We start from the raw sequence: 24,434 nt of genomic DNA, 5'->3' as shown, positions 1-24,434 counted from the left end.
TCACCTACTTTACTTTTTACAATAAATTCATCCCCGTCATAACCTTATAAAATATAAAATTTGCTATAATTAAACCTGCAAATTGAAGACTTATATTTCCCTCTAAATATGTAAATCCTATTAATACAGCTCCTAATTGAGTTAAAAAGAAAAATATAAGTAGCATAGTAAAATGCATTACTAATTGAATATTCCATCTTTTTAACTTTAATATATTATAACTTCTCGACTTTGTAGCCAACTCCCCACACCACCTTTAAATATCTTGGTTCTTTAGGATTAATTTCTATTTTTTCTCTAATTCTCCTAATATGAACACTTACTGTATTCTCTGCATTAAAACTTTCTTCTTGCCAAACTTTTTCATAAATCTCATCTATAGAAAATACTCTCCCTCTATTTGCCAGTAAGAGATTTAATATCTTAAATTCTATTGGAGTAAGCTTTACAAGTTCATCATCTATAAAAACTTCTTTTGTGCTAGTATTTAACGTTAATCCTCCACTTTGAAGAATGTCTTTTTTTTCTTCAGCTTTATAAGTTCCTAATTTTATGTATCTTCTCAATTGAGATTTAGTTCTTGCTATAAGTTCTAATGGATTAAATGGTTTAGTAATATAATCATCTGCCCCTATATTTAATCCAATAATCTTATCACTATCTTCACTTTTTGCTGAAATTAATATTATTGGAATATTTTTTTCCTCTCGAATTTTTATAGTTGCCTTTATTCCGTCTAGTTTAGGCATCATAATATCCATAAGAATTAAATGTATGTCATTGTTGATTAAAATATCCAAAGCTTCTAATCCATCATAAGCTTTAAATATGTTAAAACCTTCGTTTTTTAGATAGATTTCTATAGAATCTACTATTTCTTTATCATCATCTACTACTAAAATATTGCTCATTTCTATCCCTCTCTTAAGTTAATCATCAAGTTTGATTATACATTATCACTTCCTATTTGGACTTATTTTTTCTATATTTATATAATAACTCATAAATCTTAAGAAATAATTAAGATAAATCTTAAGATTTTCTTACAATTTTTAAAATTAACTTCAGTAAAACGAAATATATATAAATAATTCATTTATTATAAATATTTATAATAAAAAAAGAAGCATTTGCTTCTTTTTTCTAGTTATCATTACAATCGCACCCACAATCACAACTTGAATCACTACAGCAATCATCATTATAATGGTGGCATCCACAGTCGTGATTATCAAATTTACTATAATCATTAAAAATGTTGTTATTACTCCAAATGCTATTCTTTTTTTGATTATGTGATTTTTTATTGCATTGATTATTATTTGTACTTAAAACAAATACAACTACTAAAATTAATATTAATATTTCCATAGCCTTAATCCTTTCAATACTTATAAATTAAATATACTACTTTTTTATAAATCAATCAATTTTTGAAAAATAAAAAAGATATGATTATATAATCATATCTTTTTTATCTCTATTCATATTTAAACAAGTTTTATCTTACTCTTCTTCTTCAATATCATGATGGTGATCATGGTCATCTTCTATAACAACACCATCTAATGCTGCTATGTGTATATTATTCTTTTTAGAATAATCTATTAATGCTGCTTTTATTGCTTGTTCTGCTAAAACTGAACAGTGCATTTTAACTGGTGGTAATCCATCTAATGCTTCAGCAACAGCTTTATTAGTTATATCTAAAGCTTCCTCTATAGTTTTCCCTTTTATTAACTCTGTAGCCATAGAAGAACTTGCTATAGCTGATCCACATCCGAAAGTCATAAACTTAACGTCTTTTATAACCTTAGTATCATTATCTATATCAAGATATATTCTCATTATATCTCCACATTTAACGTTTCCAACTTCACCTATTCCACTAGCATCTTCTATTTCTCCAACATTTCTTGGGTTCATGAAATGATCCATAACTTTTTCACTGTATTGCATTTTAGTTTCCTCCCTTGTCTAACTTATTATATAATGGTGACATACTTCTTAATCTTTCTATTATCTTCGGTAAATTATCTATTATAAAATCTATATCTTCTTCTGTTGTAAAGTCCCCTATACTTAATCTTAATGAACCATGAGCTATCTCATGAGGTAATCCCATAGCCATAAGTACATGAGATGGATCTAATGATCCTGATGTACAAGCTGATCCACTTGATGCAGCTATACCTAACATATCTAACATTAATAATATTCCTTCTCCTTCTATAAATTCAAATGAGAAGTTTACATTTCCTGGAAGTCTATATTGTAAGCTTCCATTAACTTTTGTGTAAGGTATTCTTTCTAATATACCATCTATAAGCTTAGTTCTTAATGCTGTTAATCTTTCTATGTGTTCTCCCATATTTGCTTTTGCAAGTTCACATGCTTTAGCATATCCTACTATACCAGGTATATTTTCTGTACCAGCTCTTCTTCTTCTTTCTTGTGCTCCACCATGAACTAAAGTGTGTAACTTAACACCTGTTCTTATATATAGCGCACCTATACCTTTAGGTCCATATATTTTATGAGATGACATACTCATTAAATCTATATTTAACTCTTTAACATCTATAGGAATATTTCCAGCTGCCTGTACTGCATCTGTGTGGAATATAACCTTATGCTTTTTAGCTATCTCACCTATTTCTTTTATAGGTTGAACTGTACCAACTTCATTGTTAGCAAACATTATACTTATTAATATAGTTTTGTCTGTTATTGCTTTTTCAACATCCTCAGCATTTACTCTACCATCTGCATCAACATCTAAGTAAGTTACTTCAAATCCATGATGTTTTTCTAAGTATTCACAAACATGAAGTATACCATGATGTTCTACTTTAGAAGTTATTATGTGATTTCCTTTAGCTTTATTTGCAAAAGCAACCCCTTCTATAGCCCAGTTATCACTTTCTGTTCCACCAGCTGTGAAGTATATTTCATTAGGCTTTGCATTTATAAGATCTGCAACTGTTGCTCTTGATTTATCTAATATGTTTTTAGCCTCTCTCCCGAAAGAGTGAAAACTTGATGCATTTCCAAAAGTTTCACTAAAGTAAGGAATCATAGCTTCTAGTACTTCTTTTTTTACAGGAGTTGTAGCAGAATAATCCATATATATCTTTCTTTTTTCCATTTGATTCATCTCCTAAATCTATTTTGTAATTAAATCTGTTATATCATTTATATTTTTATTTTTTTTATAATCATCAATCATATTTTGAAGTGTTATTGAATTAATAACATCCTCTATCCCTTTTTTTAGTCTCTCCCAAACAATTTTAGTAACACATATTCCAGAGTTTTCACATATGTCTTCATCTACAACACAATCTGAAATTGAAACAGGTCCCTCAAGTACAACTAATATATCACCTACTGTAATGTCTTTAGGCTCCTTTACAAGTTGATATCCACCTTGTGAACCTCTTACACTCTTTATAAGACCAGCCTTTTTTAAAGCTGAAAATATTTGTTCTAAATATTGTTCTGATATATTTTGTTTTTGAGCTATTTGTCTTAATGGAACTGGCCCATTCTTTTGTGTCAAGGAAAGCTCAAACATTGCTTTTAGTCCGTATCTACCTTTAGTTGATAGTTTCATTTTATACACCTTCTTTTCAAATAGGTATTTCCGACTAACTTACTAGGTTTTATCTTTAAGATTATTTTATTATATCCTAGTGATCTTGTCAACATTAAATTCATACTATTTTTGTAGGAATTAAAAAAGGAGAAGAAATTAAGTATTTTCAACTCCTTAAACTTATTACTTATAATAAATTACCCACTGATCTATCTCTTTAAACCCTATTTTTTTATAAATTTTTCCGGCTTCTTCATTATCATAAAAAAGACATGGAATTTTATTTTCATCAATTAAGTTCTTACATAATCTTACCATACACTTAGTTGCATATCCTCTATTTCTATATTTAGGGTGAGTTCCCACTCCTATTACCATTGCATATAAGTCACTTTCTGCTGTTGTTTTTGCCATCGAAACTATTTTTTTATCTTCTTCTATATAATACCCTCGTCCACTTTTTAAATTATTTCTTACGCTTTTTATAGTTGGTTTTTCAAATTCATCTATATCTTCATATAATTTTAGTATTTTATTTATTTTTCCAAATCTAATTTTTTTTACATTTTCATCAATATTAATCTCATTTATGTATTTTTTATTTTTCAACATACAAAAGGTAATAATTCGCTTTTTATCAAAATTTATATAACCCTCTAAATACTTTAAAGTACTTATCTTTCCATTTAGATTTCTATAGGGCATTTTATTTATATGTTCAATAAATGATTCTAAATTAAAGTTATCTATTGAATATATAGTTAATAAATCAAAGTATTGAATAAGTAATCCTCTTATAGAGCCATTTATATCAAAATTCCCCCATATATTAAAAAAGTAATTATCATATCCATACCTTTTTATATCTCCAATTAATAATCTATTAAAATTTTCTTCTATTTTTAAATACTTCATAATTAATTCATTATATCCTTCATTTAACTTTAAAATCATTATATCCTCCGTTATACCAATCTTTATGTTAAATAATATGTTTTTTATAAAACATTTATTCTTTATAATACGGTATCAATCCTTCTTATTTGAAAATAATTATGAATTCAAAATCATTTAACTTGTAAATATTTTAATTTAGTGCTATAGTGACTTTAATAAAATATTAAATTTCAGAAAGAAGGCTTAATTATGACTGTATTAGATGAATTTATAAAAAACTTATGTGGAACATTTAATAATGATGAGCAACTAGCAAAAGAGCTAGAATCTGGAGAAGTTAAGCATCCTTGTGCAAAACATATAAATGGTATTTGTAATGAAAAAATCAAAAATTTACCTAATGATTTCAAAGGATATTTTGTAATTGAAGAAAGTTATTATAAACAAGGAAATTTTAATAATATATTACCTCATTTATTTTTATTTACTTTAAACGATAATAATAAAGTTGTTTTAACATCATATGAATTACCAAAAGGTATAACTAAAGAAGACTTTAGAAATGATAATAAAAATTTAGTTATGGATTTTAATGAGTTAATTGTTTCTGAAAAGTTTACTCCTATGGTATATGATGAATGTAATGGTGTTTTTACTGGAGAAAGTACTAGTTATTTTACTCCTATTACTAAGTTTGAATTAAAAGAAAGAATTGAAAAAGATGTACTTTATGTAAGTGAGGTCTTTTATAAAAATGATAAGATTACTTTTGGATTTGTAGATCCAATTATATATAAAAGAATGTAAAATATAAAATCTATTATAAATATTTCTTCAATAGATTTTATAAAACAAAGCGTTTTTAAATTTTATACATAACAAAAGAAGCTATCAAGTATTTGAAATAGCTTCTTTTTATTTATTTACTCTTTAAATTTTTTAGTGTATCCCAATAATTTTCAAATGACTTTTCATTTTTATTATTTCCTGGATTGTAATACTTTCTATCTTTTATAGGATCTGGTAAGTATTGCTGATTAATATAATGATTTGGATAATCATGAGGATATTTATAATCAACACCTCTACCTAAATCAGCAGCACCTGAATAATGAGCATCTTTTAAATGATTTGGTATATCTCCTGTTTCTATTGTATCCAAATCTGCTAAAGCCATATCTATTGCACTTATCACAGAGTTTGACTTAGGACATTGTGCCAAATATATTGTAGCTTGTGCTAGTGGAATCCTAGCTTCAGGAAATCCTAATTGAAGTGCCGCTGAAACGCAAGCCTCCGTTATAGTTATGGCTTGTGGCACAGCCAAACCGATATCTTCACTTGCAACGCAAAGTAATCTTCTAGTTACTCCCTGTATATCCCCTGCTTTTACAAGCCTTGCTAAGTAATGAATTGCTGCATCTGGATCTGATCCTCTTAAAGACTTGTGAAATGCAGATAATATAGAGTAACCATCATCTCCACCCCTATCAAAATTTAACATCTTTATACTAGAACAATCAATAACATTTTCTAGTGTTATATCTACACAATTAGAAGTTATATCTATTCCTATATTAAAAACTAATTCTAACTTATTTAGAGCACTTCTCATGTCTCCATTACAAGTTTGAGCTATATACTCTAATGCCTTTTCTTCAACATTTATACTTTCATATCTATATATAGTTTTAAGTTTTTCTACGGATTTTTTAAGACCTATCAATATATCATTTTTATTTATAGGTTTAAATTCAAAAATTGAACTTCGGCTTAAAATCGCCTTATATACAACAAAATATGGATTATCAGCGGTGCTAGCTATAAGTGTAACTGAACCATCTTCTATTACTTCTAAAAGGGATTGTTGTTGCTTTCTATTTAAAGCTTGAATCTCATCAAGCATTAAAATTATTCCATTATATGAAAATAAATCTCTTTTACTACTATCTATAGCCTCTTTAATTTCTTTTACTCCACAGTTTACAGCATTTAACTTTATATATTTTTTCCCCGTAACATTAGCAATAATATTAGCTAATGTAGTCTTGCCTGTTCCAGGAGGTCCATAAAATATCATATTTGGTATTGTTTTATTCTGTATAAGTTTATTTATAATTTTACCTTTTCCAATTATATGTGATTGCCCGACCATATCATCAATTTGTTGAGGTCTTAATTTATCTGCTAATGGTTGCATATATTCCTCCTCATTTAAACTTTCTTAGAATATAATTATACTACACTCATAAATTATCTTCCATCTTAGTATATTTATACTAAATGCAATTCTAAAAGGAGGAGTATTATGCAGTATATGAATATGAACAATGCCATTAGAGAAAAAGGTCAGTTATCTGTAAATGGCGTTGGAATTGTAAAAGTTAAATCAGATTTAGCTATTTTAAAGGTTGGTGTTACAACATCTAATGAGGATGTTCAGGTAGCTCAGGTTGAAAATACAAATACAGTAAATGCTGTAATAACAAGTTTGACAGATTATAAAATTCCAAGAGAAAATATAAATGCAGATGATGTTGTTATAAAAAGAATTAGAGATAATGCAACTAATCAAGTTATCGGTTATGAAATTACAACTAATATAACCATAGAAGTTGAAGATATCAAAAACTTAGGAGACATTTATTCTTTAGCCATAGAAAATGGAGCAAATAGCGAAGTTAATATTTCATTTACTTTATCTAATGTTAATCATCATTATAAAAAAGCCTTATTAAAAGCTACACAAGATGCTTTAAATAAAGGAAATCTATTGTCTAAAAGTCTTAATATAAGGTTAAAACCATTACCTGAGAGCATTTCTGAAAATAGTACATCAATATATTCAGTTTCTCAAAAAAATATAGCTTATTCAAGTTCTCCATTTTTATCCTCAGGAGATTTAGAAGTAAAAGCTCAAGTAGGCATAGTATTTAACACCTATTTATAAAAGTTTATAAAAAAAGCTGCTATTATAGCAGCATTTTTTATACTATACAATTTTCTATTTGAACTATATAATCAGAACAACTTTCACACATTATTATACTAACTATATAACTATCATCTACTTTTCCAGCTCTACTTAACTTATTAAATGACAAGCCTTCATAATCTTTACTTATATCACTTATTACATATTCTCCATTTTTAGTAAATAAATAAAAATGATATTCTAAAAATCCAAAGAACTTTTGTTTTTCCTTAACCCCACTTAAACATTCAGGGCAAGCTTCTTGATAATACTCTAAATCAAAATCAACATCTTGAGTTTCATTTAAAAGTCTTAAAACTTCATCTAAATCTATATTTGTTACAGGTTTATCTTCATCGTTTATAACTCCACTACAATTAGATTTATTTAACTCATATTCTTTATCTTTAAATTTAAACTTGTACTTACTCATAAAATTCTCCTTAGTTTTGTATATTCATAGGACTTTCTTCACGTTTTGCTCTTTCGTATTCGTCTTTGGTTATATATCCTAAGTCCATCATTTTATATAATATTACATCTCTTCTTTTTTTGGCTGCGTTATAATCTTTTGAGTATACTCCTGGGCTATTAGTTATTCCAGCAAGTAATGCACACTCCCCTAAATTAAGTTCGCTTACATCTTTATCAAAATATACCTTAGCACCTTTAGCAACACCATATATTCCTTTTCCTAAATATATATTATTTAGATAAAGTTCTAATATCTCTCTTTTATTCATATTTTTATCCATTTGCTTAGCATTATACATATCTCTAAGCTTTCTTTTTACTGTTTGGTCCATGCTAGTTAATAAGTTTTTAGAAACTTGCATTTCTAAAGTACTACCACCTTGAGTACTTTTACTAAATATATTATGAACTACAGACCTTGCTAAAGACTGATAATCTACACCTTTATGTTTAAAAAATCTTTCATCTTCTATTGATACAACTGCATGCTGTAAATTTTGAGGTATTTTACCTATACTTACATAGTCACTACTGATTGATTTTTCTCTCATATAATCATATGTAAGTTTTGGACTGTTTTTAAACATTACATTTAAAAGAGCATTTCCTGCTATGGCTCCTACAAACGCTATTATTAACACAAATATTAATAGCTTCTTTATTAAGCCTAATATTTTTTTACTTTTCTTCTTTTTATTAGCTCTTCCTTTTTGAACTCTCTTACCTTTACTTACTCTATTATTTTTATTATATGTGGATTCTTTTTTGTTTTCATTTATACTTCTTTTAGGGGTCGATTTTGTATTTGAGTTTTTATTACTTGAGCTAACTTTTTTTCGCCTTATTTTATTTTTTTCGTCATCATAGTAACTCATTTTTTACGCTCCTTTTTAAATATATGAGTAATTATACCTTTTTATGTCAAATAAATCAAAGCTTAAAATTTTGTAATATTAATTTATATATATTTATATTGTTTTATCTTTTCTCATTAATTATTAAAAATTTTTTTTATAATTTTTTTAAAATTTATTGGGTAAACTTGATTTTTTTGGGTATAATGTATATTGAATAAGTTTTTTAGGAGGTAATTATTATGGCTTACAAAATAAATGATGCTTGTATAAGCTGTGGTGCTTGTGAACCAGAGTGCCCAGTTAGCTGTATATCTGCTGGAGATGACAAATATGTTATAGATCCAGATATATGTATAGAGTGTGGAACTTGCAACAGCGTATGTCCTGTTGATGCTCCTCAACCAGATTAATACATATAAATAATTATAATAAAAAAAGAAAAGCTATTATGCTTTTCTTTTTTTATTTATATTTTTTGTCGAAAATTGTTGACACTTTTGTCGAATTTTGTTATTATTATTTCAGAAGGTTATTCCCCTGATAACCTTAAAATTTTTACTCCCCAAATAAAATATATTCCCTAATAAACCCCTTTTTATAATATATTTTACCCCTTTAAGAGCCTTACTTTGATCGGTATGAAAGTAAGGCTATTATTTTATTTATTTCCTTAAAGGCTTCTGATCTTTTTTCAATATATTCATAACAATATCCCTTATATACGGTATATTTTCTAGTTTCTTTATTAACTCTAACAGTTTTTATACTCCAGTAATCTTCATCTTTACTAGCTATAACTTGAGTTGTACTATTGTCTTTGTTATTTCTTATAAAATAATAAATATCTTCTTCAAATTGACATTTCCAATTTAAATTTTCATCTATCTTTTGAATATCTTCAATTATTTCAGATACATTTTCATATCTATCTTCTGGATTAACATTTATACATTTTTCTATTATTTTACTCATAGATTTTGGTATATGAGGTAAGTATTTATTTCTTATTGGGAACTTTCCACATGCTGATGCTATCTTTACCATATTAATATCTTTATATTTTTTTAATTGAGTATTATATTCCAGGTTTCCATTACACATCCTATATAAAGTTGTACCTATTTGATAAATATCAACTTTATTTGTTATAGTTGTACTTTTACATTGTTCAGGTGCTATATGTTTGTAATATACATTTCTTAATTTTCCTATTCCATCTTTATTTAAATAAACAGCAGAACCAAAGTCTGTTAATATAGCTTTATTTTCATTACTAATTAATATATTATTAGGTTTTATATCACAATGAGCAATTCCTATACTGTGTATATAATCAACGGCTGATAAGAAATCTAAAGCATAATTTTTTATTTCTTCAATTGTTAAACTCCTAGTTTGTAATAAGTGGTACAGTGAACCTTTGTTATAATATGGCATAGTTATATATATATTTTCATCATCATATGAAACATGATTAATTTTTATTATATTAGAATGATTTGCCTTGCAAATTTTTTTAGGTTCTTCAAAACATTTATCTGGATTTTTAAAAGATGACTTTTTTATTTTTTTCAAAATAAATTTTTTTCCCATTTGTACATCTTCAACTAAATATAATTTAGAGTTTACACCTTCTGATTTTAAAGGTTTTATTATCTTTAAATCTATATTAGCAATTATATCCATAATATAGTATCACCACCTAAAAATCTACCTCTAGTCTCCCCCATTACTGTCACTCCTAACTCTGCTTTTTTATGACTTATATATACTATGATTTTTAGCTATAAATAAACACAAAAACATAAATAAAAAAGCATTCATACTAATTTTCTAATTAGCATGAATGCTTTTTTATTTATTTAATACAAGAAATAGTTTAGCAGTAGCTAATGTATCACTATCTGCTCTATGTGCATTTTTATTTTCTATATTGTAGTATTCACATGCAGTTTCTAATTTTTTATTTTTCCCTTTATATTCTTTATTTTGTTTTAATAGTTCTAATGTACAAATATGGTTAGTTATAGGTTCTAATCCCATTTCATTTAAATAATAATTTAGAAACTTTAAATCAAACTTTGCATTATGAGCTATTACAGTTTTATCACCTATATATTCTCTAAACTTAGGTAAAACTTCTTTTAAACTTTTTTCATTTTCCACCATTTCATTACTTATATTAGTTATATCTGTTATAAAAGTGGGAATTATTCCATTTGGTTTTATAAGTCTAGAATAATTTCTTCCTATTTTATTATTGTTTATTTCTGTGACACCTATTTCTATAATTTCACAACCCTTATATGGGTCAAGTCCTGTCGTCTCTAAATCTACTACTATATATTCTTGATTCATCATATGCTCCTCTCCTAACTTATCATAAATATAGTATATAATTATAACAAATAAAAAAGCAATGGTAATATAAAATTTACCATTGCCTTAAAATGCTAATTTAAATAAGCTAAAGGATTTGTATGTTGTCCATTTATTCTTATTTCAAAATGAGTGTGTGGACCTGTTGACATTCCAGTTGATCCTATCTTTGCCACAACTTGTCCTTTTTGAACTTGTTGACCTACACTTACTAAGTTAGATGAGTTATGTGCCATTAATGACACTTTTCCATCACTATGTTTAATCATAACAACATTTCCATATCCATTTTGTACCCCCGAGAAAATAACTACTCCATTATCTATAGCTACTATAGGAGTTCCCGTCGGCGCTGGTATATCAATTCCTGTATGCATTTTTTGAGTCCCTAATACAGGATGAGTTCTGTATCCATAAGGAGAACTTATTGAAGTATGTCCAGGTACTGGCCAAGATCCACTGCTAATAACTGTACCCGCTTCTATTTGCCCTGCATCCATAGTTAGTTTAGATATTTCACTTTCTAAACTATTCTCTTCTTGTTCTAACTTACTTTTTAAGCTTTGAACTTCATCTTTTTTAGACTGAACTTCATTCTTTTTAACTTCTAAATTATCTTGATCTGTTTTTAGAGTATCTGTTAATAACTGGCTCTCTTCTTTCTTCTTATTTAATTCTTCTTTTTTCTTATCGAATTCACTCTTATCATTATCTAGTTCTTTAATTATTTCTTTATCATAAGATACAACCTGTTTAACTAAATATATATTATTAAAAAAGTCCGATATAGATTCGCTATCTAAAAGTACTTTTATATAGCTTATAGAATAATTATTGTTTATTGCTTTTAGCCTTTCCCCTAACTTTTCTTCGTTAATTGCTATTTTTTTAGAAATATCATCTATTTCTCCTTCAGTAGCTTTTATATCATTTTTTAAAATTTCTATCTTTTGATTAGCTTGTCCAACTTTATCATTTATTTTAGATATTTCCATATTGATTTTTTCAATCTCTGAATCTATTGACTCTATTTCATTACCTAAATTATCTTGTTTTTGTCTATTTTGCTTAAGTTTTTCATCTAGCTCTTCTTTTTTAGGTTGTGCATAACTAAGCCCTGTGCTTAGAAATAAAAATAAGGCTAGAGTTACTGATAACTTCTTCATAATAATTTTCCCCCATAATTTTATACTTTTAAATGTTTTCTAAGTGATATTGCACTTCCGATAATTCCGATTAAAGTTCCAGTTAATAAAAATATTGACCCTAATTTTATGCCTATACTTTGTATAGGTATTAAAATATTACCTGATGACATAAATAATAGATTTGTTCCAATATTGTTATATACATATCCATATATAAAAACTGATACTATAGTTGCTATTACTGCTCCTACTAAACCTATCATAAATCCTTCTATTAAAAATGGAGCTCTTATAAATTTCTTACTTGCACCAACATATCTCATTATTTTTATTTCTTCTTTTTTACTATATACTCTAGCTCGTATAGTATTTGATATCATAAACAAACAAACTATGAATAAACATATTATGATAATACTTCCAACTTTTTTTATAGTATTTGAAAGCACTAAAAAATTTTTCATTATGTCTTGGTAATAATCAACCTTAGTTATATTTTTTATGTCACTTAATTTATTAGATATTTTAACAATATCCTCTGAGTTATTTATAGTTATTCTAAAGTAATCATCTAATGGATTTTCCATACCATCTAAAAGATATTTTTCATCTCCCCAACTAGATTTCATATCCTTAAAGGCTTTTTCTTTACTCTCAAACTTTACTGATTTAACACCTTCTAGTGATTTTATCTGTGACTTAATCAACTCTTTATCTGATTGAACTAAGTTATTAGGTATAATAGCTCTGATTTCATTTACCTCATCTTTTGTGCTTTCCATAAATTGATTTGTATTTAAAACTATAGAAATTACTACGCCAAGTATTATCAAGGATGCACTAACAGAGCCAATAGATATAAAACTCATAGTTTTACTACTTAAAAGTCCTTTTAATCCTTGCTTTATATTATATAAAATACTATACATCAAATTCATTATTCTCTCCTTTTGTATCTCTTGTAACTTGTCCATTTTTAAGTTCTACAGTTCTTTTTTTAAATATTTTAAGTAATTCTATATCATGAGTCGCCATTATAACAGTAGTTCCATTTTTATTTATTTCATCTAATATATTAACTATCTCTATTGAATTATTTATATCTAAATTTCCTGTACATTCATCCGCTATAATTATAGATGGTTTATTTGCTATAGCCCTTGCTATAGCTACCCTTTGACATTCTCCTCCCGATAACTGAGATGGATATCTATTTGCTTTATCTAGTAATCCAACTTGTTTTAATACATTAAGTACCCTTGGCTTTATATCCTTTGGAGATGCTCCTACAACTCTCATTGCAAGTTCTACATTTTCATATGCAGTTTTTTCTTTTAGTAATCTAAAATCCTGGAATATAACCCCTATACGTCTTCTTAATAGGTGTATATTATTATCATTTATTTTACTTATATCTTGTCCTAATACAGTCAATCTTCCTGAAGTTACTAATTCTTCTCTTAATAAAAGTTTTAACATTGTAGATTTTCCTGCACCTGAATGTCCTACTAAAAATACAAATTCACCTTGATGTATCCCTAAATTTATATTACATAAAGATTTTTGTCCATCTTTATAGACTTTATCAACTTTTGTAAACTTTATCATACAACCCCTCCTTCTTTTGTATTTTTTAGAATTTTTACTCTTTTCTTTATTATAACAAAATTATATCATCTTTGTTACTTTTTTGTAACTTTTTCGATTTAATTGTCGAAAATTTTATTTAAATTTAATTCTTGGTACTTTAGGACTCTCTAAAAATACAAGTCCATTTCCTTGGATATGTTTGTCATAATTTAAATCTAGAGTAAATTTTATAAGTTGTGCATAAATCTCTGATTCGCTTAAGTTTCTATTAAATTCATTATTAGAGTAGTTTTTTATAAGAGCTAAAGCTCCACTAACATGAGGTGCTGCCATGCTAGTTCCATCTAATATAGCATATGAGTTGTTTTTAAAGGTAGACAGTATCCCCACTCCAGGTGCCATTATATCTAATAAGTTATTGCTATTTGAAAAGTATGCAGGTTTAGCTTTTTCATCAACAGCTCCCACAGAAATCACTTCACTATATGATGCTGGATAAGAGTATTCATCAGTTAATGCATTATTATCCCCTTCATTTCCAGCTGCACAGACTACTAATATATTGTTATTAACAGCTTTTTTAACTGCATTTCTAAGATTCTCATCATCTATATATCCACCTAAAGACATACTTATTATATCTACTTTTTTATTTATAGCATAGTTCATAGCATTTACAATCCACTTATAGTCACCTTCCCCATTTTTATTTAAAGCCTTTAAAATCATCAAATTACAACTAGGTGCTATACTAAGAACAATTCCTGATACATGAGTACCATGCCCTACATAATCAGTAACCAAATCTTTATTAGAATTATCATCTTTTGTAAAGTTTCTAGTGTGTATAATATTATCCTTTAAAGCACTGTGACTTATATCACAACCTGTATCTATAATGGCTACAGTTATTCCACTTCCCTTATTTGATTTATTCCAAAGCTTATCAGCTCTAATCATCTTAGGTCCATAAGAAGTAACTTTAGCTTCTCTACTAACTTCATTAACCTTATAAGGTAATAACTTCATTTTATGCATAATAATAACCCCCATATAAAATTACTTATACTGGATTATATACATTATTAATTAAAATTGTGATAATCAAAGAATTATCACAATTTTACAAATAAAAAAAGTAACTTGGTAATATACTAAATCCTTACCAAGTTACTTTTTTTATTTGTATTTTATTTTTTATCAGCTAATAGTTCTTTTATAGCTCCTATACTTCCAAGTAATCCCTGAGATTCATAAGGTATAAATACCTTATTGTCACCTTTAGCCATTTCATTTAAAGCTTCTACATACTTAACGGATAACATAGCTTCATCAATATTTGCATTTTTAAGTGCGTCATAAACCATTTTTACCCTACTAGCTTCTGCATCTGCAACTTTTTTAATTGCTTCAGCTTCCCCCTCTGCTCTTCTTATTTGAGCTTCTCTTTGAGCTTCTGCATGAAGTATTGCAGTTTGTTTTTCACCTTCTGCTTTTAATATTTGTGATTCTTTAAGACCTTGAGCTTCAGTTATAGCCGCTTGTTTAGTACCTTCTGCTTGAAGTATTACAGCACGTTTTTCTCTTTCTGCTCTCATTTGTTTTTCCATTGCTTCTTTAATGTCAGCTGGAAGGTCTATATTTTTTATTTCAACCCTCTCTACTCTAACTCCCCATTTATCTGTAGCTTCATCAAGTATAATTCTTAACTTATTATTAACATCATCTCTTGATGATAATGTTCTGTCTAACTCCATAGTCCCTATAACATCTCTTAAAGTTGTTGTTGTTAAATATCTTATTGCTTGAACTAAATTAGCAATTTCATAAGTTGCTTTAAAAGAATCTGTTATTTGATAATAAACAACTGTGTCTATTGACATAGTAACGTTATCCTTAGTTATTACTGGTTGCGGTGGTGAATCTATAACCTGAGTTCTAAGGTCAATTCTTTTAACAACTCTATCTAATATTGGAACAACTATGTTAAGTCCTGATTCTCCTGTTGTTCTATACTTTCCTAATCTTTCTACTATAATTACTTCTGATTGCTTTACTATTTTAATTGTAGATATAGCTAAAACTATAACTAAGATTATTAAAACAGTGAAAAATATTGTTGCAAACATAATATAATCTACCTCCTATTATATATTTATATTTTTTTTACTATTAATTTTACCCCATCTATATTTTCTATTAAAACATTTGAGTTTTTAGGTATATACTCTGAACTTATTGAAGCTGCACTCCATATTTCACCTTCTATCTTAACAAGCCCGATTTCATCTTGAGTTATGTCTTTAGTTACAACTCCAGTTTTGCCAGTTAGGGCATTTATAGTTGATGCTTTTACTTCTTTGTTGACTTCAAAATATCTTTGCAATATTTTTCTTCCAAATATAACCCCTATTCCAGAAAAAATACACATTACTACTATTTGGAATCCAATTGAATCAACTGCTAAAGAAGTTATTGCAGCTATAAAACAACCAATGGCAAAAAATATTGATACAAAACTAATTGTGATAGCTTCAATTATAAGTAATATTATCCCTATTATAATCCACGTTAAAAACATAACATCTCCTCCTTAAATATACTATATATTATTTACTATACTTTTTGGATACCTATTTAATCTTTGTAGCTTTATTGTAACTACTTAGATAATTCCATCTTATTTTTTATTAAATGTTTTTCATACTCTGTTATATCAATGGTGTTTATTTTGCACTCATCTCCATTTACCTTTTTATGAACACCTTTAATTATTTTCTCATCTTTTATTGTTACTTCTACTTTAGACCCATCTACTAAATAGTATGTCCCAATCCCTTCTTTTTGATTATTTTTCCACTCTCCTATATATTTATATGCATCACAACTATAAGTTCCTATTCCATATCTTACACCTTCTAAATACTCTCCTTCATATACTGATTTATCTTTATATACATAAGTTCCATTTCCTTCAAATAAATCATTCTTCCACTCACCTTTATAAAGTTCCTTGTTTCTATATCTTATTGTTCCATACCCTTTTTTATATCCATATTTAAACTCACCTTCATAAATATCTCCATTTTCATATGTGTATACTCCATGACCATTATATACATTATCTTTAAAATCTCCTACATACTTACTTCCATTTGGATAAATATAACTTCCTTTTCCATTTAATTTATCATCTTTGTACTCACCTTCATATATGCCTCCATCAACAGATGTATACTTTCCTTTTCCATTTTTTAAATCATTCTTAAAATATCCTATAAATTTATCTCCATTCCTATAACTTATAACTCCTTTTCCATTTTTCAATCCATTTTTAAATTCACCTTTAAAAATATCCTTGTTAGAAAAAGTATACATACCTACACCTTCAATAATACCTAATCTAAAATCACCACTATAAGTTGCTCCATCCTTATATATATATTTTCCAATGCTATGCATTAAATCATCTTTCCATAGTCCTTCATATCTATCTTTATTTTTAAATATACAAACTCCAAAACCATTCCTCTTTCCATTTACTAATTCTCCTTTGTATGCATCTCCATTATCATATTTTATTATTTCATATCTTTCATTTTTTTCTTGCTTTCTATTTTGAATATTTGAGTTATGATTTTCTTTATTACTTTCAAAGTACTCACTTTTTCTTATCGGAAATGTTATATTCTGTTTTGTTGTACATCTAAAATTAAAATTCTTTTGTTTCCCCTTTTTTATTTCGATAATTAAAACTAAAATTTTAAATCCTATAAATATAGATGATAATAATATAAATATTAAAAATACAATTTCAAAATATGATTTTATAGATTCCATTTTATCCCCCCATATATACTTATAATATAAATCTATATATGCAAGTCCCAAAAAATGAATTTTATTCTACGACATTTTAATCAATAATTTTAAATTTATATAAAAAAGACTATCTAAATTAAGTTTAGGTAAATAATATATATTATTTATTTAAACTTAATTTGAGATAGTCCTTAATTTTTTATTTAATTAATTATGTAATTTAACCTCTGATTTCTGCAGCTGTAACAATTTTATGATTTCTAAATACAAAACTTGCTGCAAAACCTACAATAGTACTTAATACAGCGCATATTGCCATACATATTAAAACTTCTTTTGCTGGGTTAAATGCAAACATAACCGGAAGTCCTGCTGATGGTGCTGCTGTTCCTGGTGCATTGTTTACAAGTCCCATAGCTGAAACTACTATTCCTCCAAGTGCACCACTTATGAAATTTGTTACATATATAGGAATTGGATTTGCTGATATTATATCTGCTTGTGTTAATGGTTCGATTACCACTGATATAGTATCTCTTGTGTCTCCAAATTTTAATTTTTTAAATAAGATAAAGTTTGCAAATGATGTTGCTGATATAGGAAGTGCTGCTATTGCCATAGGTACACCTGTTAAACCTAGCATAGCTGTAAGCGCCATAGAACTTAATGGAGATGTTGATATTAATGTAAAGAAACCTCCAATTATAATTCCCATTATTATTGGACTTGAATTTGTTGATCCAGCTATTATGTCTCCTATAGCTAATAAAGTACTGTTTACTACTGGCTCTAGATTTACACCTATAAATCTTGTTAAAGGAGCCATTAATATTATCACAACTAATAAATCTAAACCTGGTGGTACTTTTTCTTCTATAAATTTAACAACAAATGACATTAAGTATCCAGCTATAAATCCTGGTAATATTCCTAAACCTGAACAAGTTATTCCTAGTAACATTGAATATACAGGTGAAACTCCTAATGATAACATAACTAATGTAGCTGCTGCTAAACCTCCTAATCCTCCACTGATTGATCCTAATTGGCTAAGAAATGGTATTCCGATTGTTTCTCCTAGAAGTGAAAATTGTATTGCTTCAACTAAAAATGTAGCACAGGCTGCACTTGCTAATGCTCCCATTGCTTTCATACCATGTGGCGCCTTGTAACTAAATACAGAAAATGCGGTTAGCACCATTAATAGTAATAATGTTCCCTTTAAAACTTCCATTTTTTTAAAGCCTCCTCTGTCTCGCCCTAATCGCAAAACGTTTTCTCTTTTTCTTATATTATAGTTTAATTCCTTACTATTAGCAACAATTTTCTAAATTTTTACATTATATTTAATATTTTATATAGGCATATAAATTAGCCAGCTACTATTATAATTGGCTTAGTAACTGGCTTCTAATCTTTCAAATAAATGTATATTTTCATATTCTAAATCTTCTTCAAATAATTCTAAAATTTTAATTAATTCCCTTTTATATTCTTCTCTATTTAGCTTATAAAATGATAAATCTTCTAATAAATCCATCATATCAAAATATACACTTTCAAGTAAGTAAAAAAACCCACCTTTTATATCAATAACATTATTAAATATTAATAATTTCTTTTCTATATCTTTTAATTCTTCTATGTTATGTATATCTATATCTATTATAGATTCTAAATACAATCTAAATGTTTTTATAATTTCTATAGATATGTAATCTAGACATAAATTTTTATTTTTACTATGTACACTTTCTTTATATTCTTCAAAATTATGTTCTAAATCGTTGTTCAATTCTATAAACGGCTTTTTAATTATATCTTTTATAATTAATAATTCTCTTATTTCCTTTTGTGATGATAGAGTATTATCTAATATTAATAAGTTATATGCATCTGCTAAAGGGTCATGTGCATTTCCATCAAATTCAACATTTGCCCACTCTAATAAATTTTTTAATGATACATAATTAATACATCTAATTCCTTGATTTAAGTAATGTTTTTTTATATCTATAAATAAATCTTTTATATTATTTACAAATCTAGGATGATTATTTTTTTTCGCACTTCTCCTGTCTGTATTAGCAAAACAAGTCAAATCTAAATTTCCAAATGTATAAATTCCTTGAATATCAGAAAAATTTCCTAACCACTTTTTAAAATTTCTCATCACCTCTTCATAATTAGGTGCATTTTCTAAATCCTCATTTGTTATTTTAGTAAGTTCCTCTATATGAGGATATACATCTATATTGCTAACTGGCTTTATTAATGATTTAAAACTTGAGATTTTTTTGCTTATAGTGTCATATTTAACAGCCCCAATTGCAATTATATCAGCATTATTTATATCTCTTCCATATTTAGAATTTGACATATTCATCTCAAAGTCTACATATATTTTTTTCATCCCTTTAATCCTTTCTAGTGTTAAAAAAACTATATATTTTACCCTTACTTATAATAATATAATTTTATAATATATTTTTATTAATATCAATTAAAAGAAAAAGGATGTACTTAAGTACATCCTACTCAAACCTTTCTAGGAATGAATGTTTTTCTCCATCCTGTTGCCACCCTAAGATTGAATCCATATTTACATTTTCCGCCGCTTTAAATATAGATTTTTCTACATCTTTAAAGTTATCACCTAGATTTTTTATAAGGTCCTTTATTTCATATCTTTTATTTCCAGTTTTTTTAGCCGCTACCATACAAGCACAATTTAATGGCCATATTCCACTATTTTGTATAAATCTTACGATATGTTCTTCTCTTATATAGTATAATGGTCTAATTATTTGTATCCCGTCAAAGTTAGTAGATTTCAATTTTGGAAGCATTGTCTTAAAGTTTCCTGCACACAATAAATTTAGCATTGTTGTTTCTATAACATCATCATAATGATGTCCAAGTGCCAACTTATTGCATCCTAATTCTTCTGCCTTAGAATATAAAGCTCCTCTTCTCATTCTTGCACACATATAGCAAGGATAATCTTTAGCTATTTCATCTGCAATTTCAAAAATTCTAGAATCAAATAGATGTATAGGTATATCTAAATACTCACAATTATCAACTAATAATTGTCTTATATCTTTATGATACCCTGGATCCATTGCTATAAATTCAACTTCAAAGTTTACAGGACTATGCCTTTTTAACTCTTGAAACATTTTAGCCATAAGTAAACTGTCTTTTCCTCCAGAGATAGCAACTGCAATTTTATCTCCTTCTTCTACTAAATTATAATTTTTTATCGCTTTAATAAATTTCGACCATAAATTTTTTCTATATCTCTTTACTATACTTCTTTCAATATCTTTAAGTGGCTGTCTTTCATCAAAAGGAACTATAATTTCACAGCCTTTTCCTGCTAATTCGCTCATTAAATCACCTCATTTTTTGTGAACATGCAACTTATTTTATCATAAAGACTAATATTAGTTCAAGATATTCATTCCTTATATCTAATTATTTCCCAGAAAATTTTTTTATTGTGTTTATTTCTTTAAATTTCTATGTTTTATTAGCTTTTTTATTTTTTTAAATTTAGTGTAACTATTTATCTATAAATGAATATTATGCTATTAGATACAGTTAATACAACCCTTATTAACTATATCTTCTGTAAATTAATTAGGATTGGAGGAATTTTGGTGAACGATAGAGCTGTACAAAAAAACTGCGGGTGTGATTTAGCACGTCCTTATGTAAATAATCAAATATTTAGTAAGATGTATACCTTACCAAAGGCATTAGAGTATGGGACAATTTTTCCTGAATTAAATTTATGGGATTCAACTATGTATAATAAAAATTTATATAGAAATAAAAAAGTAAAAAATGGAGGTAGAAAATAATGGATACAAGAGCTGAAATGTTAACTACTATAGAAGAACTTTGTTTTGCTTGTGTAGATTTAAATCTATATTTAGACAATAATCCAGAAGATGCAAGAGCTATAGCTACTTATAATAAACTTTGTGCTGAATTTGCTAAAGCTAGAATGTGTTATGAGAAAAAATTTGGACCTTTAACTAATTTTGGTTATTCTCCAAGTCAATGCCCCTTTCAATGGGTAGAAAGCCCTTGGCCTTGGGAAAATGAATTTTATGAAATGTAAATAGGGAGGAAATTTTTATGTGGATATATCAAAAAACATTAGAACATCCAGTTAATCTAAAATCTAAAGATTTAAAAATGGCAAAGTTTTTAATAACTCAGTTTGGGGGGCCTAACGGTGAATTAGCCGCTGCTGTAAGATATTTATCTCAAAGATTCACTATGCCTACTGGTAAATCAAAAGCCTTGTTGACAGATATTGGAACAGAAGAGTTGGCTCATGTTGAAATGATTGCCAGTATGGTTTACCAACTTACTAAAGATGCTACACCAGAAGAACTAAGAAAAGCAGGTCTTGGTGAAAACTATGCCCAAAATGGATTTGGAATATTCCCATCAGATGCTCATGGAGTTCCTTTCTCAACTTGTGCAATAGCAGTTATGGGTAATCCAGTTACTGACCTTCATGAAGATATGGCTGCTGAACAAAAAGCTTTAGCAACTTATTATCAGCTTGTAAATTTAACTGATGATGTAGATATAAAAAATGTACTTCGTTTCTTAGGTGAAAGAGAAATCATTCATTATCAAAGATTCGGTGAAGCTTTAATGGATGTTTATGATTATCAAGAACAAAAACAAATGTTTTAATAAAAAAAAATAAAAAACTCAAGTAGCTTCTGTATAAAATTATAGAAGCTACTTGAGTTTTTTGTTATTTTTAAACATTAGACAAAACCCTAATCTTTGTGTCTTCGTCTAATATATTAAATACCCTTAAATTATCATACTCTCCAACCATATATGTTTCTAAATATTTATAAAGGACATCCAAAACCTCATATTGTCCTCTGTTTGTAAAATATAATTGAAGATTAGATATATAGGTCATATAACACTTATTCATTCTGATTTCTACATATGGTAAATTACTATTTATCCTAGATGTCTGAAAAAGTTCTTTTAATCTCATATATGCACATTCAGAATCTCTATCACTCACACAGTTACTTAACCGTTCATCTAGGGCGTTTTCTATTATTTCAACAGCTTCTCTATTCATATAAAATTCTATATAGTAGTTATTTCTACTGTATTTAAATTGGTAAAAATCAGTTATTAGGCACATAAATACGCTCCTTAAAAATTAATAATCTGCTTATACTGACTTTATTAGTATTTTCAATTTATGCTATTATTTATACGTATATAAATAAAAAAATAAAAAGCTTAAGCTTTTTATTTTTTTATAATACTCTTCTTGCATTTGTATATACAGAATTATAATAACTATTTAGTTGTGATATTATAACTTTTTTCCCACCTGATGAAGCATGTATAAATTCATTGTTCCCCATATATATTCCAACATGATTTACTACTCCATCTTTATCTGTGTCAAAGAATATTAAATCTCCTTTTTGAAGATTACTTTTATTCACAGATTGTCCAAATTTACTTTGTTCTTTTGAAACTCTAGGTAAATTTTTTCCTGCTGCATTTTTAAATACATATTGAGTAAATCCTGAACAATCAAAGCTACTAGGCCCTTCAGCTCCCCATACATACGGTTTTCCTAATTGTTGTTTAGCTAAAGATATAACTGCATCTGCTCCTTGAGATGTTCCAGATTCTCCTGCCCCAGGGTTCGAATTAATAGTTCCTATATAATTAGCCGACATATATCCTATTGTTCCATTGTAATTTACTTTTGCCCATCCATTACTTTCTGATATGTATCCCACTTTTGTTCCTTTATTTAACGAAGTTATTACTGAATAATTTGTTCCTGGTCCTTTTCTAAAATTCACTCTATTTCCTGTTACTTGCCTTTCACTTTTTACAGTACTATCCTCATTACTTTCAGAATTATTTCCTCCACTATTTGAATCGATAGTTGCCAAGTAATTAGTTGACATATATCCTATATTCCCATTGTAGCTTATCTTTGCCCATCCATTGTTTTCTGATATATACCCTACTTTTGTTCCTTTATTTAGCGAAGTTATTATTGAATAACTTGTCCCTGGTCCTTTTCTAAAGTTTACTCTATTTCCTGTTACTTGCTTTTCACTTTTCACACTAGTATCTTCATTACTTTCACCGGTGTTAGAAGAAGTTGATATGTAATTGCTATGTACAAAACCTTCATTTGAATTGTGCTTTACTTTAATCCAAGATCCTACCGTTTCTAGATATTCAACCCTGTCACCTTTATTTAATTTTCCTATTGAATTATAATTTGTTCCTGGCCCTTTTCTAAAATTCACTCTATTTCCTGTGACAACTCTATGATCAACACTCTTTATTTGTAAATTCCCCTCATTATTTCCATTTGCAAAGGATACTCCTGTTGATGTCGGAAGTATTATTGCTGCTGATATTAATCCAGCCGCCATATTTTTTTTCTTAAAACTCATTTATTTAACTCCTCTCCCTGTGAATTAACTCCATTGTTAAACATAAATATTTTACACTATAAGTATTATTGCAAAAGTATATATAATTGTCTATACATATTGGTTTTTTGCCATTTATTACATGTTTTTTCAAGTATTCTTAATACTACACCAATTATCTTTTTATATTTATCTTACTTGATAATTTGCATACTTTTATTGGAG

30 protein-coding genes are annotated in these 24,434 nt (G+C 27.4%); 6 read left to right on the top strand and 24 right to left on the bottom strand.

The features are described from left to right. Positions 1 to 16: 16 nt before the first annotated feature. From ATCC9714_RS03065 to ATCC9714_RS03035, 7 genes are all read right to left on the bottom strand, one after another. A complete protein-coding gene (locus ATCC9714_RS03065; RefSeq protein WP_021125356.1) occupies positions 17 to 241 on the bottom strand; it encodes a hypothetical protein in 225 nt (74 codons plus the stop codon). Continuing rightward, positions 216 to 911: a response regulator transcription factor gene (locus ATCC9714_RS03060; RefSeq protein WP_021128932.1), complete on the bottom strand. Its 696-nt coding sequence runs from the start codon at positions 909 to 911 to the stop codon at positions 216 to 218. Before ATCC9714_RS03060 ends, ATCC9714_RS03065 begins: the two co-directional genes overlap by 26 nt. A 232-nt stretch (positions 912 to 1,143) precedes the next feature. Beyond that, positions 1,144 to 1,371: a hypothetical protein gene (locus ATCC9714_RS03055; RefSeq protein ID WP_057541737.1), complete on the bottom strand. Its 228-nt coding sequence runs from the start codon at positions 1,369 to 1,371 to the stop codon at positions 1,144 to 1,146. 135 nt (positions 1,372 to 1,506) lie between these two features. Continuing rightward, positions 1,507 to 1,959 carry a Fe-S cluster assembly scaffold protein NifU gene (gene nifU / locus ATCC9714_RS03050; RefSeq protein ID WP_021128933.1) on the bottom strand — a complete coding sequence of 151 codons (453 nt, stop codon included), beginning with the start codon at positions 1,957 to 1,959 and terminating at the stop codon, positions 1,507 to 1,509. Position 1,960: 1 nt separating this feature from the next. Further along, the gene (nifS, locus tag ATCC9714_RS03045; RefSeq protein WP_057544426.1) at positions 1,961 to 3,148 is read right to left on the bottom strand and encodes a cysteine desulfurase NifS; all 1,188 of its coding nucleotides are present in this window, start codon (positions 3,146 to 3,148) and stop codon (positions 1,961 to 1,963) included. A gap of 18 nt (positions 3,149 to 3,166) precedes the next feature. Further along, entirely contained in the window at positions 3,167 to 3,616 is a 450-nt protein-coding gene (locus tag ATCC9714_RS03040; RefSeq protein ID WP_055329674.1) for an RrF2 family transcriptional regulator, read from the bottom strand. 165 nt (positions 3,617 to 3,781) lie between these two features. After that, positions 3,782 to 4,552 (bottom strand): GNAT family N-acetyltransferase, encoded by a 771-nt coding sequence (locus tag ATCC9714_RS03035; protein ID WP_057544425.1) that lies wholly within the window; start codon positions 4,550 to 4,552, stop codon positions 3,782 to 3,784. A gap of 192 nt (positions 4,553 to 4,744) precedes the next feature. Between ATCC9714_RS03035 and ATCC9714_RS03030 the strand changes: the two genes are divergently transcribed. After that, entirely contained in the window at positions 4,745 to 5,302 is a 558-nt protein-coding gene (locus ATCC9714_RS03030) for a hypothetical protein (protein WP_057544424.1), read from the top strand. 112 nt (positions 5,303 to 5,414) lie between these two features. On the opposite strand, the gene ATCC9714_RS03025 is transcribed toward ATCC9714_RS03030, so the two are convergent. Further along, on the bottom strand, positions 5,415 to 6,695 hold the full coding sequence (locus ATCC9714_RS03025; RefSeq protein WP_057544423.1) for a replication-associated recombination protein A: 1,281 nt from the start codon (positions 6,693 to 6,695) through the stop codon (positions 5,415 to 5,417). A gap of 108 nt (positions 6,696 to 6,803) precedes the next feature. On the opposite strand from ATCC9714_RS03025, the gene ATCC9714_RS03020 reads away from it, so the two are divergent. Next, a complete protein-coding gene (locus ATCC9714_RS03020) occupies positions 6,804 to 7,445 on the top strand; it encodes an SIMPL domain-containing protein (protein ID WP_054631666.1) in 642 nt (213 codons plus the stop codon). Positions 7,446 to 7,482: 37 nt separating this feature from the next. On the opposite strand, the gene ATCC9714_RS03015 is transcribed toward ATCC9714_RS03020, so the two are convergent. Next, entirely contained in the window at positions 7,483 to 7,902 is a 420-nt protein-coding gene (locus ATCC9714_RS03015; protein WP_021128940.1) for a DUF3785 family protein, read from the bottom strand. A 10-nt stretch (positions 7,903 to 7,912) separates the two neighbouring features. Further along, positions 7,913 to 8,818: a transglycosylase domain-containing protein gene (locus tag ATCC9714_RS03010; protein ID WP_057544422.1), complete on the bottom strand. Its 906-nt coding sequence runs from the start codon at positions 8,816 to 8,818 to the stop codon at positions 7,913 to 7,915. Between the two features lie 221 nt (positions 8,819 to 9,039). On the opposite strand from ATCC9714_RS03010, the gene ATCC9714_RS03005 reads away from it, so the two are divergent. After that, positions 9,040 to 9,210, top strand: coding sequence for a 4Fe-4S binding protein (locus ATCC9714_RS03005; RefSeq protein WP_021125372.1), 171 nt, complete (start codon positions 9,040 to 9,042; stop codon positions 9,208 to 9,210). A gap of 214 nt (positions 9,211 to 9,424) precedes the next feature. Here the strand turns inward: ATCC9714_RS03005 and ATCC9714_RS03000 are convergent, their stop codons facing one another. The 12 genes from ATCC9714_RS03000 to ATCC9714_RS02945 form a co-directional block, all read right to left on the bottom strand. Then, a complete protein-coding gene (locus tag ATCC9714_RS03000; RefSeq protein ID WP_054632003.1) occupies positions 9,425 to 10,486 on the bottom strand; it encodes a serine/threonine-protein kinase in 1,062 nt (353 codons plus the stop codon). Between the two features lie 168 nt (positions 10,487 to 10,654). Continuing rightward, entirely contained in the window at positions 10,655 to 11,161 is a 507-nt protein-coding gene (locus ATCC9714_RS02995; protein ID WP_021128943.1) for a 3'-5' exonuclease, read from the bottom strand. A 92-nt stretch (positions 11,162 to 11,253) separates the two neighbouring features. Continuing rightward, the gene (locus ATCC9714_RS02990) at positions 11,254 to 12,345 is read right to left on the bottom strand and encodes a murein hydrolase activator EnvC family protein (protein WP_057544421.1); all 1,092 of its coding nucleotides are present in this window, start codon (positions 12,343 to 12,345) and stop codon (positions 11,254 to 11,256) included. Positions 12,346 to 12,365: 20 nt separating this feature from the next. Further along, on the bottom strand, positions 12,366 to 13,265 hold the full coding sequence (ftsX, locus tag ATCC9714_RS02985) for a permease-like cell division protein FtsX (protein WP_054632001.1): 900 nt from the start codon (positions 13,263 to 13,265) through the stop codon (positions 12,366 to 12,368). Then, positions 13,249 to 13,935 carry a cell division ATP-binding protein FtsE gene (gene ftsE / locus ATCC9714_RS02980; RefSeq protein ID WP_054632000.1) on the bottom strand — a complete coding sequence of 229 codons (687 nt, stop codon included), beginning with the start codon at positions 13,933 to 13,935 and terminating at the stop codon, positions 13,249 to 13,251. The genes ftsX and ftsE overlap by 17 nt, the downstream gene beginning before the upstream one ends. A 114-nt stretch (positions 13,936 to 14,049) precedes the next feature. Continuing rightward, on the bottom strand, positions 14,050 to 14,955 hold the full coding sequence (locus ATCC9714_RS02975) for a S8 family peptidase (protein WP_055329693.1): 906 nt from the start codon (positions 14,953 to 14,955) through the stop codon (positions 14,050 to 14,052). Positions 14,956 to 15,107: 152 nt separating this feature from the next. Then, on the bottom strand, positions 15,108 to 16,046 hold the full coding sequence (locus tag ATCC9714_RS02970; RefSeq protein WP_055332423.1) for an SPFH domain-containing protein: 939 nt from the start codon (positions 16,044 to 16,046) through the stop codon (positions 15,108 to 15,110). A gap of 26 nt (positions 16,047 to 16,072) precedes the next feature. Next, positions 16,073 to 16,498 (bottom strand): NfeD family protein, encoded by a 426-nt coding sequence (locus ATCC9714_RS02965; RefSeq protein WP_057544420.1) that lies wholly within the window; start codon positions 16,496 to 16,498, stop codon positions 16,073 to 16,075. A gap of 80 nt (positions 16,499 to 16,578) precedes the next feature. Continuing rightward, complete coding sequence (locus tag ATCC9714_RS02960) at positions 16,579 to 17,757, bottom strand: MORN repeat-containing protein (RefSeq protein WP_057544419.1); 1,179 nt, start codon at positions 17,755 to 17,757, stop codon at positions 16,579 to 16,581. Positions 17,758 to 17,959: 202 nt separating this feature from the next. Next, positions 17,960 to 18,973, bottom strand: a complete 1,014-nt coding sequence (locus tag ATCC9714_RS02955) for a PTS sugar transporter subunit IIC (protein WP_054631949.1) — start codon at positions 18,971 to 18,973, stop codon at positions 17,960 to 17,962. Positions 18,974 to 19,135: 162 nt separating this feature from the next. Further along, the gene (locus ATCC9714_RS02950; RefSeq protein WP_021128952.1) at positions 19,136 to 20,152 is read right to left on the bottom strand and encodes a 3'-5' exonuclease; all 1,017 of its coding nucleotides are present in this window, start codon (positions 20,150 to 20,152) and stop codon (positions 19,136 to 19,138) included. Positions 20,153 to 20,273: 121 nt separating this feature from the next. Then, on the bottom strand, positions 20,274 to 21,134 hold the full coding sequence (locus ATCC9714_RS02945) for a tRNA 2-thiocytidine biosynthesis TtcA family protein (protein ID WP_021125393.1): 861 nt from the start codon (positions 21,132 to 21,134) through the stop codon (positions 20,274 to 20,276). A gap of 270 nt (positions 21,135 to 21,404) precedes the next feature. Here ATCC9714_RS02945 and ATCC9714_RS02940 point away from each other — a divergent pair, with 270 nt between their 5' ends. From ATCC9714_RS02940 to ATCC9714_RS02930, 3 genes are read left to right on the top strand one after another with little or no spacing between them, the layout of a single operon-like run. Continuing rightward, positions 21,405 to 21,608 (top strand): spore coat associated protein CotJA, encoded by a 204-nt coding sequence (locus ATCC9714_RS02940; protein ID WP_021128953.1) that lies wholly within the window; start codon positions 21,405 to 21,407, stop codon positions 21,606 to 21,608. After that, positions 21,608 to 21,871, top strand: a complete 264-nt coding sequence (locus tag ATCC9714_RS02935) for a spore coat protein CotJB (protein ID WP_021125395.1) — start codon at positions 21,608 to 21,610, stop codon at positions 21,869 to 21,871. The genes ATCC9714_RS02940 and ATCC9714_RS02935 overlap by 1 nt, the downstream gene beginning before the upstream one ends. Positions 21,872 to 21,888: 17 nt before the next feature. After that, positions 21,889 to 22,461 carry a manganese catalase family protein gene (locus ATCC9714_RS02930; protein ID WP_054631952.1) on the top strand — a complete coding sequence of 191 codons (573 nt, stop codon included), beginning with the start codon at positions 21,889 to 21,891 and terminating at the stop codon, positions 22,459 to 22,461. Positions 22,462 to 22,531: 70 nt separating this feature from the next. On the opposite strand, the gene ATCC9714_RS02925 is transcribed toward ATCC9714_RS02930, so the two are convergent. After that, positions 22,532 to 22,939: a hypothetical protein gene (locus ATCC9714_RS02925; RefSeq protein ID WP_021125398.1), complete on the bottom strand. Its 408-nt coding sequence runs from the start codon at positions 22,937 to 22,939 to the stop codon at positions 22,532 to 22,534. 118 nt (positions 22,940 to 23,057) lie between these two features. Next, positions 23,058 to 24,230, bottom strand: coding sequence for a C40 family peptidase (locus ATCC9714_RS02920; protein ID WP_057544418.1), 1,173 nt, complete (start codon positions 24,228 to 24,230; stop codon positions 23,058 to 23,060). Between the last annotated feature and the right edge of the window lie 204 nt (positions 24,231 to 24,434).

Source organism: Paraclostridium sordellii, assembly GCF_000953675.1.
Lineage (GTDB): Bacteria > Bacillota > Clostridia > Peptostreptococcales > Peptostreptococcaceae > Paraclostridium > Paraclostridium sordellii.
Note: the sequence above shows the minus strand (reverse complement) of the source record. Positions and strands in the feature narration are given on the sequence as shown.

Coding starts and splice junctions, on each gene's coding strand:
- ftsE (WP_054632000.1), bottom strand. CDS start 13,935: ATGATAAAGTTTACAAAAGTTGATAAAGTCTATAAAGATGGACAAAAA.
- ATCC9714_RS03000 (WP_054632003.1), bottom strand. CDS start 10,486: ATGGATATAATTGCTAATATAGATTTAAAGATAATAAAACCTTTAAAA.
- ATCC9714_RS02995 (WP_021128943.1), bottom strand. CDS start 11,161: ATGATGAATCAAGAATATATAGTAGTAGATTTAGAGACGACAGGACTT.
- ATCC9714_RS02935 (WP_021125395.1), top strand. CDS start 21,608: ATGGATACAAGAGCTGAAATGTTAACTACTATAGAAGAACTTTGTTTT.
- ATCC9714_RS02930 (WP_054631952.1), top strand. CDS start 21,889: ATGTGGATATATCAAAAAACATTAGAACATCCAGTTAATCTAAAATCT.
- ATCC9714_RS03025 (WP_057544423.1), bottom strand. CDS start 6,695: ATGCAACCATTAGCAGATAAATTAAGACCTCAACAAATTGATGATATG.
- ATCC9714_RS02975 (WP_055329693.1), bottom strand. CDS start 14,955: ATGCATAAAATGAAGTTATTACCTTATAAGGTTAATGAAGTTAGTAGA.
- ftsX (WP_054632001.1), bottom strand. CDS start 13,265: ATGAATTTGATGTATAGTATTTTATATAATATAAAGCAAGGATTAAAA.
- ATCC9714_RS02920 (WP_057544418.1), bottom strand. CDS start 24,230: ATGAGTTTTAAGAAAAAAAATATGGCGGCTGGATTAATATCAGCAGCA.
- ATCC9714_RS03040 (WP_055329674.1), bottom strand. CDS start 3,616: ATGAAACTATCAACTAAAGGTAGATACGGACTAAAAGCAATGTTTGAG.
- ATCC9714_RS02925 (WP_021125398.1), bottom strand. CDS start 22,939: ATGTGCCTAATAACTGATTTTTACCAATTTAAATACAGTAGAAATAAC.
- ATCC9714_RS02965 (WP_057544420.1), bottom strand. CDS start 16,498: ATGTTTTTAACGTGGATTATAATAGGGATAATATTACTTATAATTGAA.
- ATCC9714_RS03060 (WP_021128932.1), bottom strand. CDS start 911: ATGAGCAATATTTTAGTAGTAGATGATGATAAAGAAATAGTAGATTCT.
- nifS (WP_057544426.1), bottom strand. CDS start 3,148: ATGGAAAAAAGAAAGATATATATGGATTATTCTGCTACAACTCCTGTA.
- ATCC9714_RS03020 (WP_054631666.1), top strand. CDS start 6,804: ATGCAGTATATGAATATGAACAATGCCATTAGAGAAAAAGGTCAGTTA.
- ATCC9714_RS03035 (WP_057544425.1), bottom strand. CDS start 4,552: ATGATTTTAAAGTTAAATGAAGGATATAATGAATTAATTATGAAGTAT.
- ATCC9714_RS03055 (WP_057541737.1), bottom strand. CDS start 1,371: ATGGAAATATTAATATTAATTTTAGTAGTTGTATTTGTTTTAAGTACA.
- ATCC9714_RS03030 (WP_057544424.1), top strand. CDS start 4,745: ATGACTGTATTAGATGAATTTATAAAAAACTTATGTGGAACATTTAAT.
- ATCC9714_RS02970 (WP_055332423.1), bottom strand. CDS start 16,046: ATGTTTGCAACAATATTTTTCACTGTTTTAATAATCTTAGTTATAGTT.
- ATCC9714_RS02945 (WP_021125393.1), bottom strand. CDS start 21,134: ATGAGCGAATTAGCAGGAAAAGGCTGTGAAATTATAGTTCCTTTTGAT.
- ATCC9714_RS03005 (WP_021125372.1), top strand. CDS start 9,040: ATGGCTTACAAAATAAATGATGCTTGTATAAGCTGTGGTGCTTGTGAA.
- ATCC9714_RS03015 (WP_021128940.1), bottom strand. CDS start 7,902: ATGAGTAAGTACAAGTTTAAATTTAAAGATAAAGAATATGAGTTAAAT.
- ATCC9714_RS02950 (WP_021128952.1), bottom strand. CDS start 20,152: ATGAAAAAAATATATGTAGACTTTGAGATGAATATGTCAAATTCTAAA.
- nifU (WP_021128933.1), bottom strand. CDS start 1,959: ATGCAATACAGTGAAAAAGTTATGGATCATTTCATGAACCCAAGAAAT.
- ATCC9714_RS02955 (WP_054631949.1), bottom strand. CDS start 18,973: ATGGAAGTTTTAAAGGGAACATTATTACTATTAATGGTGCTAACCGCA.
- ATCC9714_RS03010 (WP_057544422.1), bottom strand. CDS start 8,818: ATGAGTTACTATGATGACGAAAAAAATAAAATAAGGCGAAAAAAAGTT.
- ATCC9714_RS02960 (WP_057544419.1), bottom strand. CDS start 17,757: ATGGAATCTATAAAATCATATTTTGAAATTGTATTTTTAATATTTATA.
- ATCC9714_RS02990 (WP_057544421.1), bottom strand. CDS start 12,345: ATGAAGAAGTTATCAGTAACTCTAGCCTTATTTTTATTTCTAAGCACA.